Annotated in this window: 11 protein-coding genes; 5 read left to right on the top strand and 6 right to left on the bottom strand. The window is 29.2% G+C overall.

From position 1 onward, the window contains the following. Positions 1-18: 18 nt before the first annotated feature. Complete coding sequence (locus tag J2127_RS05930; RefSeq protein ID WP_209732643.1) at positions 19-1,596, top strand: COG1361 S-layer family protein; 1,578 nt, start codon at positions 19-21, stop codon at positions 1,594-1,596. A gap of 377 nt (positions 1,597-1,973) precedes the next feature. On the opposite strand, the gene J2127_RS05935 is transcribed toward J2127_RS05930, so the two are convergent. Next, on the bottom strand, positions 1,974-4,010 hold the full coding sequence (locus tag J2127_RS05935; RefSeq protein ID WP_209732644.1) for a hypothetical protein: 2,037 nt from the start codon (positions 4,008-4,010) through the stop codon (positions 1,974-1,976). Between the two features lie 336 nt (positions 4,011-4,346). Between J2127_RS05935 and rbr the strand changes: the two genes are divergently transcribed. Both rbr and J2127_RS05945 read left to right on the top strand, forming a co-directional pair. Then, entirely contained in the window at positions 4,347-4,925 is a 579-nt protein-coding gene (gene rbr / locus J2127_RS05940) for a rubrerythrin (protein ID WP_209732645.1), read from the top strand. 221 nt (positions 4,926-5,146) lie between these two features. Next, positions 5,147-5,587, top strand: a complete 441-nt coding sequence (locus tag J2127_RS05945; protein ID WP_209732646.1) for a DUF1894 domain-containing protein — start codon at positions 5,147-5,149, stop codon at positions 5,585-5,587. Between the two features lie 114 nt (positions 5,588-5,701). Here J2127_RS05945 and cbiB read toward each other — a convergent pair whose 3' ends face one another. From cbiB to J2127_RS05970, 5 genes are all read right to left on the bottom strand, one after another. Further along, positions 5,702-6,625 carry an adenosylcobinamide-phosphate synthase CbiB gene (gene cbiB / locus J2127_RS05950; RefSeq protein ID WP_209732647.1) on the bottom strand — a complete coding sequence of 308 codons (924 nt, stop codon included), beginning with the start codon at positions 6,623-6,625 and terminating at the stop codon, positions 5,702-5,704. A 110-nt stretch (positions 6,626-6,735) separates the two neighbouring features. Continuing rightward, the gene (locus tag J2127_RS05955) at positions 6,736-7,215 is read right to left on the bottom strand and encodes a YqaA family protein (RefSeq protein WP_209732648.1); all 480 of its coding nucleotides are present in this window, start codon (positions 7,213-7,215) and stop codon (positions 6,736-6,738) included. Positions 7,216-7,496: 281 nt separating this feature from the next. Continuing rightward, entirely contained in the window at positions 7,497-7,886 is a 390-nt protein-coding gene (locus J2127_RS05960; RefSeq protein WP_209732649.1) for a CBS domain-containing protein, read from the bottom strand. Positions 7,887-8,037: 151 nt separating this feature from the next. Then, positions 8,038-8,916, bottom strand: coding sequence for a UPF0280 family protein (locus J2127_RS05965; protein ID WP_209732650.1), 879 nt, complete (start codon positions 8,914-8,916; stop codon positions 8,038-8,040). 153 nt (positions 8,917-9,069) lie between these two features. Further along, a complete protein-coding gene (locus J2127_RS05970; protein ID WP_209732651.1) occupies positions 9,070-10,332 on the bottom strand; it encodes a dicarboxylate/amino acid:cation symporter in 1,263 nt (420 codons plus the stop codon). A 743-nt stretch (positions 10,333-11,075) separates the two neighbouring features. Between J2127_RS05970 and J2127_RS05975 the strand changes: the two genes are divergently transcribed. Together J2127_RS05975 and J2127_RS05980 are read left to right on the top strand one after the other, a co-directional pair. Next, positions 11,076-12,560: a sodium:solute symporter family protein gene (locus J2127_RS05975; RefSeq protein WP_209732652.1), complete on the top strand. Its 1,485-nt coding sequence runs from the start codon at positions 11,076-11,078 to the stop codon at positions 12,558-12,560. A 192-nt stretch (positions 12,561-12,752) separates the two neighbouring features. Then, positions 12,753-13,928 (top strand): restriction endonuclease subunit S, encoded by a 1,176-nt coding sequence (locus J2127_RS05980; RefSeq protein ID WP_209732653.1) that lies wholly within the window; start codon positions 12,753-12,755, stop codon positions 13,926-13,928. Positions 13,929-14,111: the final 183 nt, after the last annotated feature.

Raw genomic sequence — 14,111 nt, forward strand, 5'->3', positions numbered from 1 at the left:
GTAAAGTTAGGTGAATTTATGAATAATAAAATTCTTAAATTATCACTTTTGGGTTTAATACTCACGCTAACTGCTATCTCAGGAGTAAGCGCTCTTCAGATAGATGACCCGCAATACAATCCATCAGTTATAAAACCGGGGGATGACGCGGACATTTGGATTAAATTTACAAACGATGAAGGAAACGACAGGATAGTTAAAAATTTAATCGTAGAGTTGGAAGATGGGTATCCAATAGAGATAAAACAAACTAACCCTACAAAGGGAATTTACACAATATCCAATTTAAATAAAGGTGAATCGGATTTAGCACACTTTAAAATAAATATTGATAAAAATGCTCAAACTAATGACTTTAAAATTAAGGTAAAATATACGTATGACATCTATGATGATGTAGACGATAAATATCCGACACACGAATCAAGAGAAAGAGAATATTACTTACCAGTTAAAGGAGAAGCAGACTTTGAATTAACCTCAGAAGATGTTCAATTGATTCCTGCTTCAAATATGGAATACCCCATAATAATTAAAAACGTTGGTACAGGAATTGCAAAAGATATTGACGTTTTAGTGGGAAGTTCCGCATACATAAACCCTGTTGGCGGGGTAAAATATAATGTAAAAGTATTAGAACCATTTGGAAGTACTGAGGTAGTTTTAAATTTACACGCTGATTCAAAAACTACAGAAGGTTCATATATCGTGCCAGTAACTTTAGTTTGGACCGATGAAGATGGTACAAAACATAACGAAACAATTGAATTTGGAGTAATTGTAGAAGGAGATGTTAATTTAGGTATCTCCAATGTAATTACAGAACCTAACGAAATAAAACCTGGAACAAATTACATTAAATTAAGCGTAGACATTACAAACAACGGTCACGGTGAAGCTAAAAACATAAATTTAAACTTAAAAACCTCCGAACCATTCAGTGACAGTGGAAGTAATGTAAACTTTAAAAACGTAGGAATTTTAAATAGTGGGGATACAAAAACTGCAATATTTTACGTTGATTTAAACAAACATGCAGATGCTCAAACTTATGATATACCTCTTGAAATTACGTACTTAGATGCGTACAATAAAGAGCATGTGGAAAATGAAAATGTAACGGTACTTGTAAAAACTAAACCGGAACTTGAAATATTAAATAATGACTTCACAATATATGCTGGAAGACAGACTGAAATTTTAGTTACCTTGAAAAACGTAGGTACTGAAAAAGCTGAAAAAGTTAAAATAACTGCCATAAAGAATTCAGCACAGCCTTTCGATTATGAAGAAAAAACTGATGACATAGGGACTTTAGAAATCTTAGAAAATGGTACTGGTAGATTGGTAATTGATACAGAAGCTAGTGCAGCCATTAAAGATTATTTAATTAACTTAGAAGTTCGTTCTGTAGGGGATCACGAATTAGGGGACGAAGATGTATATGTAAGCCAAAAGACACTTAAAGTACATGTCCAAAAGCCTGCCGGTTCTTACTTGCTACCGATTTTAGTTGTAGTGGTGGTTCTGGCGGGTGGCGTATACTACTTAAAAGTATACAGACCAAAAAAGAAATCTAAATCAGAAGATAATTAAATTTTAAATTTTAAATAAATACATACTCCATAAATTTTAAAACCGAAAGTAAAAAAACTTTAATACTATTAAAAAATACTTAAAATACATAAAATACATAAAAATGCCCAAATATGCCTAAAATAATAAATTATATAAATAATATAGAATAAAATATTATGTGTATTAAATTTTTTTAATTTAATACTACTTGTCAAACAACAACACAACAACAACTTTTTTCTTTTTTCTTTTTTAAACACAAATTAAAAAAATTAAAAATGGCTATTTTAAAAATGTTAATATTTCTATTTAATTTCTATTTAATTTCTATTTAATAATAATAATAATTTAATACCGATTTAATTTCTATTAAGTATTAAATATTAATTTATGAATTAGGTTCTAAATTCATTCGAATATAAAACCACAGGCTCAAAATTATTTCCATACAATATACACTTTAAATATGCCTTATTGTATTTTGGAACTTTTATATTCAATATTGCATAACCTTTGCTATCTTCAGGATAATCATTGTTTAGGTACAAATGGTAATCTTCTAAAAGCTCATTATCACTATTATACACCATTATGTATAATTCAGGATTTTCCGCAGTTCCTGAACCTACATTTTCAATGTCACATACTAAGTTATAGTAAACGTATAAATTATCTGTTTTTGTGAGATTCGCATAGAAATCAAAGTTCATACGTGGGATTTGTACTAAAGGAATTACTAGTGCATCTTCTTCCCGGTACTTTTCAGGTAATTCGCCAATGTTCCAATTTTCGCCGGTTGTCTCTACGTAATAATATCGGTTATTTTTGTAGGTGTAATAAGTACCTGTATACATACCATTACACTTTATAGCTACGCCCATATGATCCCTAAATTCTATTACCATAACATCGTAACCCAAATCGTTTAAAATGGCAGATATAATTATCGAAGTATCCTCACAATCGCCACCTTCATCAACTAAAGTTTCTACAGGATACCTCGGGTATTCGTCGTAACCGGTTGTAACGTTATCCGAGGTATATTTCAAAGATTGAACAAAAGTGGATACTAAAAGTACCGTATCATATTCTGAATAATTATTCTCAATGGCTATTTTATTAAATTTACTTGACAGATATTTCACAAATTTTCTATCGTTATCGGATAAAGCATATTGCACATAATTGGATTCTTGATTATGTGGTTTACTTTGGTAATATGTATACATCACTTTAGGAATTATCAATTCTATCGTATGATTTTCTGAACCATAATTCCAAGTATAATTTTTTAAATAGTGTATTGAAGGATTATATGTTAAATTTTCATAATCTGGTTCGTAATATTCAATTATGGAATCATTAGACATTTTTGATTCGCTACTCTGGTATTCAGAATACATATTGTCATTTTCATTATTGTAAGTACCTAAATAATACCCTGTTTCGATATTTATTACCTTTTTAAACTTTGAAACCTTATAAATCCCTAATGGTAACATTGCTGTTATCATATAGTCCCCAAAGGGTAATGTATTTACAGCCAAATTTTCATCGTAATTATTATTTGTAATGGGTACTTTATAATAAATTTCTCTATCCATGTTTTGATTTGAAATGTTTATATATAATTTATCTGGATTTCCTGTTGTTCTGCCGTATATAGATAATGCTTCATCCTCTTTTATTATATTAGACCTTAAATTTAGGGTTAAAGATTCTGGTATTCTTGATTCGTTTAGCTTACCACAATAGCCCGAAACATCTATTATTTTATATTGCCCACTAGCAAATAGTGAAGAATTAGTATCTGAAGAGGGCAATGCCTTTAAACTTTTACTTGTATTTTCGAACCCGTGTTCTTGCCCATTTTCAGAATTAATTGTATTATTTGATGTATTATTTGATGTATTATTTGTTTTATTACACATATTACATTCAATAGTTCTATTGGTTATACAATATGGTTTATTAGGTCTTAAATCAGCCTGAAATCTCAAACCTTTTATGAAACTCTCTGAATCATAATTTGTATTAAACATATATGAGAGCATAGAATAATGTAATAAGTCCTTTTTAAAAGTGTCATTTTCACTGATATTTCCATCATAGACACCCGTAATGTAGTAGTTAAATGTATAATTCGACATAATGTAAGCTTTTTGTGATAAATAACCTCTTATATTTGTAAAATTATATAGCCCTTCAAAATTTGCATCTTCTATGGGTTTCATCGTAGGATTAATGCGAGTTTTCTGCAAGTATTCGGATTTGCTTATTTCATATTCCATCATTTGCGTATTCGTTTCGTTTTGCGTTTCATTACAACTTTCATTTTGACTTTGACTTTGATTTTCCCCCACTATTGCTGGAATCGCCAACAATAATATTGTTAATACACAGGATAATGATATTAAATTCTTTAAATTCATAATTATACCCCCTAAACTATAATTTGTCCCCATATAATTATTGATTTACTAAATAATATATTAGTTGAGTTTTGAAACTTTTGAAAACATATATGTATTAAAAATTACAAAATTATAAATGAATATTATCTATTGAAAAATAAGTAAAAATAAAATAAATAAAAATAAGTAAAAATAAGTAAAAATAAGTAAAAATAAATAAAAATAAATAAAAATAAGTAAAAATAAAATAAATAAAATAAATAAAATAAATAAAATAAATAAAATAAATAAAATAAATAAAAATAAGTAAGTAATAGTAGAAAATAGTATTTAAATTACCATAAGGGGTGAATTATGGAAATTATAAAATATTTAGCAATGGCTTACGCCGGCGAATGTCAAGCAAGAAATAGATATACGTTTTATTCCAAAATCGCCATTGGCGAAGGCTACCAGCAAATAGGGGATTTATTTTTAAAAACTGCTGAACAAGAATTACAACATGCTAAGTGGATGTTTAAAATGATAAATGGGTTAAAAAAGCCAGATGAAACCTATTTAGAACTTAGCGAAGAAGTAGGAATACCTACAACATTTGGAACTACAGTTGAAAACTTAACTGCTTCAATACACGGGGAACATTTTGAAAACAGTGAGTTATACCCAAAAATTGCTAAAATTGCAGATGAAGAAGGTTACCCTGAAATTGCAGACAGAATGAGAGCAATTATTATTGCAGAAAAGCACCATGAAGAATTGTACAGAAAACTTTTAAACCTCATAAACAATGCACAAGTATTCAAAAGAGATGAAAAAACTGTTTGGGTGTGTAAAAAGTGTGGATACGTACACGAAGGCTTAACACCTCCTGAAGAATGTCCATCTTGTGACCACCCGTACGAATACTTCTCAAAACTTTGCGAAGACTTCTAATAAACATTATCTGTAATAAAATAAGAATATTTTAAAATAATAAAAAAATAATAAAAATAAAATAATAAAATGCTAAGTTAAAAATATATTATTAATTAACTCATATACTACCACTTTTTTAATTTTTAAATTATTATGTTGTTGTATTTTTATCTTAATTTAAAAGAATTTATATATTAACAAATTATATAATAAAGTAATAAAACAAAATAGGGGATTAGATGGCATCTTGTATTGACCAATATCACTATGAAATACTTTTAAAAGGTTCTTTTAAAGAATGTAATGAGTATATTCGTGAAAATAGTAAATCAATTGTTGAAATAAACCCAGGGGATGAAATATTGGATGGAGTAATGATTATAGGCGTTCCTCCGATATATATGGGTTTTAATGATGATAATGTGCTATTTCCATATACAAAACCTTGCTACGGTACCCACGTCTTAAGGATATCTATGGATAGTTATATGAAATGTGCGACACCGATTGTTAAAAAATCTGACGAAGATAAAAAAGATGAAAATAAAAAACAAGGCGTAAATAAAGAAATTGAAAAAAATAAGGAAAATAAGGAAAATAAGGAAAATAAAGATAATAAGAAAGAGAATGAAGATAAAGAAGAAAAAAAAGGAATTCTTTCAAAATTAAAGTTTTGGTAAAAATTTAATATTAAATATACTATTTATTAACCATATTATTTTCAATTTCTTAAATTATATCACACTATTTTTAAATCAATATTAAGTTAATAGGAATTTAATAGGAATTTAATATTAAATTAGTGCATAAACTATTCCATAAATTATTAAAAATCCAAACGTAGTGCAATCAATAGCTTTTAAAGATTGATAACCTTTTTTTAATGTTATTTCCCCAGTTCCGAGCTTATAACATCCTATTTTTTCCAACTGCATATTTAAAGCGTTTGCCAATACTGCCATTGTATATCCGGAATTAGGTGATGGCGTTTTATGTCCTTGGTAAATATATCCTTTCAAACCATTGAATATATTACCACCGTAAAATGGTGCAGAAATTGCCAATATTAGTCCCGCTATTCTCGAAGGTATAAAATTAGCTATATCATCCATATAAGCTGAAAATCTACCGTAATAATTGTACTTTTCGTTTTTGTATCCCATCATTGCATCCATGGTGTTTATTGCACGGTAAATAACCGCTCCAGAGATACCGAAGAATATTGCATAAAACAAAGGTGCTATAATACTATCGGTGATATTTTCCGAAGAGCTTTCGATTCCTGCAGATATGATATGTTTTTCATCCAATTCAGCCGTATTTCTACTTACTATGTGTTGTACTGACTTTCTAGCACCTTCAAAATCATTGTTTTTTATGTATTCGAGAGGTGCTTTTGAAAATTCAATCAATGACTTATGACCAATTACCGTGGAAATGATGATTGATTGACCGACTAATTTTAAAAAACTTGGTAAAAAATTTAAAATGAAATCTATAATTGAACATACAACCAATAATGCAAAAATTACCGATAAATTTAATACCATTCCCTTAATTAAATCCGATTTTGGGTTTTTTGAATTAGATGAAGGGATTATATCTTGAATTTTAGATATAATATTGCCGATTATAACAACAGGGTGTACTTTTTCGGGTAATTCCCCAAATGTACGGTCAATTAGGTCTGCCACCAATAAAACAAATGGATTAATCATTTTATCATCTTTTTGAACTATTGTAATTATTACTAAGTTATGTTTGATAATTTTTAATAATTTTTAATATTATACTAGTTTATTAATTTACTATTTAATGGTTTATTAAATTAAAATCCGAAAATTTTTCCAAATTCCATTCCGAAATAAGCAACTATTATATATCGTGGTAATTTACCGACAAAAGTAGCTATTATGAAAGATTTTTTTGGCATTTCAAATATACCGGCTAACCAAGCCACCACTTTATAAGGCACGGGAGTAAATCCTGCGATAACGACGCCCCAAACACCATATTTTTTAAATAGGTTTTCTCCTCTTTTATAATTCTTTTCTCCGAAGATTTTTAAAAAAGCATCCTCGCCTAATTTTTCACCTAGTATATAGCCAACATAACCGCCCAATACTGAACCAATAATTGCAACTAATACGCTAATCGTTAAATCTAGACCAAATAACGTGTTACTGGCCAAAAAAATGTCAGGTATTATCGGTTGAATAAACGATTCTGTGAAAGAAATCAAAAATAGTCCGATATATCCATAATCCAAAACTAATTGCTCTGCAATACTTGCAAGCGACTCAAACATAATTGCACATCCATTTTTAATTATTTTATTATTTAATTATTTTATTAATTTTAATTTAGCTTTATTTTTAGCTTTATTATTTTATTATTTTATTAATTTTAATTTAGCTTTATTTTATCTTGTTTTGTGTAAATTTTTTTAATCAATGTAAAAAAGATATAATATGGTTATGTGAATAAAATATTTATTAATAATTGTCGATAACGAATTTATTTCGTAAATTATCTTCTTAAAATATATGGTATATGTTATACTCATATATTATAAATTATAGGATATAATTATTGGTCAAATTCTCTAACTAATACTCTTAATACATCAGTTTGAGAAACTACGCCTACAGGGTTTTCATATTCGTCAACCACCAATAAGCCGGAAACATCAGCGTGTAACATGATTTGAGCTGCGTGCGCAATATTCTCATTTTTGTTTATTTTTAATACATCTTTTATTGCAAAGTCTTTTATTTTTGTATCAATTAATTCAAAAATACCTTTGTTTACAAATACATTTACTAAGTCTCTGTAGCTAATTACGCCTACGATTTTGTTTTCTTCTTCAATAAAAACTCTTCTAACGCCTTTTTCGTGTAAGGTCTTAAATGCAGTATATAAACTTTCTTCAGGGCTTACTTTGTATATCTTAGGGTTCATTACTTCGCCAACGTTCATATTTACACCAATTTTAAGTTATAATTCTAATAATCTATTAGTTTTATTACATAATAAATGTTTTGATTGAATTTTAACAATTGATTAAACATTTAATTTAAATTTATTTAGACTTTTAATACCAGGTTTAAATTAATTAAAAGAATACTGATTAAATTAATTCAAATGCAGTACTATAAGTTTCTTTTTTATCTGTGCTAACCAATTTAGGTAATTTTCCACGTATACCTACATTTTCACCCACTGCTACAAAAACGCCGTCAATTTTAGCGATTTCGTCTGCACGTTCAAGACATTTTGAAATAGCTTCTTCCGAAGTCCCTCTTGCGTAGTTTCCAATAGCCGTTGCTGCTGCGTCTGCGATATATGCGTTTCTTGCAAATACCACGACTGCGTCTGCATTCCCTAAACTAACAGAGTGTCCGACAGTCCCTGAAGAAGTACAAATACCGTAACCCTTTTTTAAAGTCTCTTTCTTCAATTTGAAACCTAGGTGCCCACTTATGTTAGATTTTCCGGCATAAAGCCCAACTACGGTATCTTTGTTATCGCTTTCTCTACCGTTCTGTTTTAAGTAAATGTCCCCTCCATTTTCTGCCATGGGGTTTATACAGTCATTATTTACCAGTTCTTCAACTACTAATTGACTAAATGTACCTGCAACGCTTGCCATAGGCCCTACATCTGCATTTTGACCGCCTTTTATCATATAATCTAGCACTTTTGGGATTCCTAATTCTTCTTCATTTTTGAATTTGTAAAAAGAATTATCCAATTGATTCAAATTTAACGGTTCGTATGATGTTAAAAATATCGGGTTTCTTTTAATATAATTCTCAAGAATTAACCTATTTTTTATAATTGTATCCTTTGCAATTTTTAAAAATTTGTTATTTTTATCATTATTGTTATTTTTATCATTATTTGTATTTGTATTGTTATGTGTATTGTTATTTTTAAATTTTAAAAGTATATTTGTTTCTTTTATCGATAATTTTGCTGTAAATTCTTCTAAATTTTTTGATTTCATAGTATCACGAAATTGTGCCTTAAAAAAGATAAAATAATAAAATAATAGATGAAATAATAGATGAAATACTGAAATAGGATAATATAGTAGGAAGTAAGGTATAGTCAGTTAAATACCTTTCTGTTTATTCCATATACCCTACATCAATTTAATTTATTCCCATTTTGTATTGTCGATTTCATTCTCGGATTTTGCTACGATTGTTGTACCTACGGTATCACCCATAACATTCACTAAGGTTCTACCCATGTCCAAAATAGCGTCAATTCCCAATATCATGGCATATGCTGCAGCTACTGAAGGGTTTTCCAAAGATATGCCTATACTTGCAAGAACCATTGCTAACATGATAGGCCCTGCACCAGGAACACCTGCTGTACCTATTGAAGCTAATAAAGCTGTTAAAACAACAACCATTTGCTGTTCAAAGCCCAAAGGCATTCCGATTGCATTTGCAATGAATAAAACACATACACCCTGGTATATTGCTGTACCATCCATATTTAAAGTTGTACCTAATGGCAATGTAAATGAATAGATTGACTTAGATACGCCCAAATTTTCGTCCGCTACTTCCATTGTAACTGGTAAGGTACCACTTGAGCTCCTTGTTACAAAAGAAGTTACGATTACATCTTTTACTTTGTTAAAGAATTTTAAAGGGCTAAATTTGAATACTTTAAGTAGTAATCCGTAAACAACGAATATTTGTAGTGCATAACCTGCAAATATAACTGATGTAATACCAAATAATGAATAAATAGCAGTACTTCCTTGAGTACCCATAACATACGCCATAAGCGCGAAAACACCTATTGGAGCATATTGCATAACACCCTTAACTACTAAGTACATAGCTTCGGCTAATGCCTCAAACATTTTAAAAAATGTTTTCGCAGAGCTTGATATCCTTTCATTATCACTATCAATAAGGTAACTTAAAGCTACACCCAATATTACTGAGAAGAAGATTGTAGGTAAAACCTGTCCTGAAGCAATAGCTGAAAATGGATTTGTTGGTACAATATTTAAGAATGTGTCCAATAAAGAAGGTGCTTGTTTAACAGTCATTGTTGCGGTATCTGCTGCCAATTGTAAGCCAATACCTGGTTGGAATATATTTCCGAGTGCTAAACCAATGATTACGGCAAAAGCTGAAGTTAACAAATAAAACAATACTATTTTTAAACCTACTCTTTCTAACCTTGCAGGGCTAATGCTTGCAGAACCCATAATAATTGTGGAGACTATAATGGGAATAACTAACATTTTTAAAAGACGTATAAATAAATCCCCGAGTGGTTTTAAAAATGCTATAGACTCGCCGAATAATATACCTGCAATTGTACCTAAAATAAGTCCAATGAGTATTTTATTTAAAACTGGGTAGTCTAAATACGCTTTTAGTAAATTCATAATATCACCGTAGTTTTAAAGTTGTTACATATTAAGTTGTTAATTATTTAGGATTGATTGCTAATTATTTAATATTAGCTAGTAGTTATTTGATTAATTAGATAGTTAAATAGTTATGGAAAATACTACATAGTAAATATTCGTTTAAAATTAAAATTAAAATTAAACATTTAGAACAACTTTTAGAATAGTATGTTAATAAATTAAAATTTTAAAAACTGAATATCAAATAAAAGTATAACTTATATTTTATATTAAAGTTGTTATTTGAATTAAAATAATCAATATATCCCAATATCGCTATATTGTTATATCAATATAATATTATCAATAAATTTAATAACGTTCTCAAAAACTTAATAGATTGATTTTTATAATACTTTAGATATAATAATGATTTGCATAATAAGAATTTATGCAAGTATTGTAATTAAATAATTATTTGTTAATTTATAGATAATGGAATAGAAATTTAAAATATGAATTGTACTAAAAAATACTTGTAAGCCTATTGTGCAATATGTATACACCACTATGAAGTAGTGAGTTAATCAATCATTGGCATGTCGATAAATTCGACTTATGTCCATTAGTATTATCCTCACTTCTTTATTAAAATACCAAATATAAATAAATTATAACATATATAATATTGATACATGACTAAATAAATTTAATAGATACTTAGCTAATTTTTTTAAATAATTAAAAACAGAGAGATCTTTACCTTTAGAGGTGTTTTAATGGATAATATAATAATCTGGGTTGTTATATCCGGCTATTTATTGTTAATGTTGTTCGTAAGTTTATACGCAAAAAGATTTATCAAAAGTTCAACCGATTTTTTACTAGCAGGTCGTAATTTAGGAATATTTTTAACAACTGCGACTTTAGCAGCTACACACTACGGTGGAGGCTTCATATTGGGTGGTGCTGAACACGGTGTTATGTCTGGTTTGGGTGGTATCTGGTACGGCTTCGCTTGCGGTTTCGGTCTTTTATTACTAGGTTTATTCCTTGCAAAGCCAATGAGAGCTTTAGCATTGTTTACAGTTCCGGAAGTTTTAGAATTAAGGTACAACTGTAGAAATATAAGGTATATATCCGCATTTTTATCATTAGTGGCATTAATTGGAATTATTGCTGCTTTAGTTACTGGTGCTTCATCAGTTTTCCAAGTACTCGGTATTGACCCATTCTGGGGTGCCATAATATCCACAATCATATTTATTGCATATACTGCAGCATCTGGTTTATGGGCTGTTGCATTAACCGACTTCATACAAGTTATTATTGGTAGCATTGGGGTTATATTAGCTACAGCGTTAGCATTTATGAAAGTTGGGGGCGTAAATGGAATATCAACCGGATTACAAGCATTGCAAAAAGCTAACGTTTTACCAATATCTGCAGACCAGTACTTTAACTTTGGTTCAGCGGGAATCGGAACTATTGCGCTTATTTTAGCAGGTACTACAATGTACACCTTGATAGGTCAAGATTTCTACCAGAGATTATTTGCTGCTAAAAACGAAGTAGTTGCTAAAAACGGTGCTATAATTGCAGGTGTTTTATTGATGATCTTATCATTTTTACCAGCTTTAGCAGGTATGGCTGCGTTAGTTTTATCAAATGACCCAGCTGCAATACTTGCAAGTCCTAAAACAGCTATTCCTCAACTTATGATTACCGTATTCGGTAGTGGAGTAGGTGCTTTATTCTTGGCTGCAATATTAGCTGCTGTTATGAGTACGTCAGATTCTTTGTTGACTGCTTCAACATCACACATTGTAAAGGACTTCTACCAGCCAAACAATCCAGATGTGGACGATAAAAAGATATTAAACTTATCAATTTTAAGTACCATATTAGTTGGTATTTTTGCATTAATCGTGTCATTAAAATTCGATAGCATTCTTACTTTAATGGTTTATTCATACGACGTTTATACCTCTGGTGTGTTCATACCATTGATTTTGGGTTTAGTTTGGAAAAGAGCTACCAAAGAAGGTGCTTTATCAGGAATGGTTATAGGCAGCCTTGTAAGTGCAGGTTTAATCTACGCTAGAGAAGCTAATATCTTTACAAACATTGTAGGTGGACCTTGGGAACTTATCTATGCAGGTAGTGCCTTAGTTTCATTAATTGTAATGGTTATCGTTAGTTTAATGACAAAACCTCAACCAATTAGCCCTAAATTAAAAGAAGCATTCCATAAAATTCAATAAATGATTTGAATTTTTATTTTTATTTTTATTTTTTGAATATCCTATTATTAAAATACAAGTAGCTATTTTTATATATTTAAAATTACTATCATTTTTTAAAATTGATAATTACGGTGTTTTATCATATTGAATTGACAAGGTTGCAAAAAAAGTAATATAATTTAATAAACTAATAAAAGATTAAGTGATAATTTGATTAAAAAGGGATATAAAGAAACTAAAATAGGAATTTCTGACGAAAACAAGGTTTCCGTAGATTTCGAAAATCAAAGATTTTCAAAAATACCTGAAGATTGGGAAGTTAAGAGATTAGGGGAAATTATTACATTTCAGAGAGGGTATGACTTACCAAATAACTGTAGAAAAAAAGGCAGTTACCCAATAGTCGCATCTAATGGAATAGTTGGATATCATAATGAATATAAAGTTAAAAACGGCGGTATTACAATAGGTCGAAGTGGTAATCTAGGAGAACCATTTTATATTTGTGAATCATTTTGGCCATTAAATACAACATTGTATATAAAAAAATTCCACAACTCATATCCACGTTATATTTATTATCTTTTAAAAACGTTGAATTTGAAAAGATATAATTCAGGAAGTGCAGTTCCAAGTTTAAATAGAAATTATATACACCCTATAAAAATATCAGTTCCGCCATTAAAGGAACAGCAAAAAATTGCGGAAATTTTAACAAAGTGGGATAATCATATCGAAACTTTAGAAAATTTAATTTCTAAAAAGGAAGAATATAAAAAAGGTTTAATGCAAAATTTATTAACTGGTAAAGTTCGATTTCCTGGATTTAACGAAGAATGGAAAGAAGTTAAATTAGGGGACATTTCTGAAATAGTTACTGGAACTACACCAAGTACTAAACTAAAAGAATATTACGAAAATGGCACCTATCCTTGGATTACACCTACGGATATTACATATAATAAATATATATCCAAATCAGAACGCTATTTAACAATTCAAGGACTGTCAAAAGGTCGTAAGCTACCATCAGGAAGTTTATTAATAACATGTATCGCAAGTATTGGTAAAAATGCGATTTTAACCAAAACGGGCAGTTGTAATCAACAAATAAATGCAATATTGCCTTCTTCAAAAAATAATATTGAATTTTTATATTATTTAATAGAATATAATAAAGAATATTTATTAAAATATGCAGGACATAGTGCTACGCCAATTTTAAATAAAAAAAGTTTTTCAAATTTAAAATTTACAATTCCACCATTAAAAGAACAAGAGAAAATTGCGGAAATTTTATCATTACAAGATAAAGAAATAGAAATTTTAAAAGAAAAATTAGAACTTTTAAAAATGCAAAAAAAGGGCTTATGCAGAAGCTTTTAACGGGAGAAATAAGGGTAAAATAAAAATATTTTACTCTCTGCCGACCGCCCAAAGGCAGTTGGGCATAGAAATTTTAAAAGAAAAATTGGAACTTTTAAAAATGCAAAAAAAGGGCTTATGCAGAAGCTTTTAACGGGAGAAATAAGGGTAAAATAAAAATATTTTACTCTCTGCCGACCGCCC

It is taken from the genome of Methanococcus voltae (genome assembly GCF_017875395.1).
Classification (GTDB): Archaea; AGJL01; Methanococci; order Methanococcales; family Methanococcaceae; genus Methanococcus; species Methanococcus voltae_C.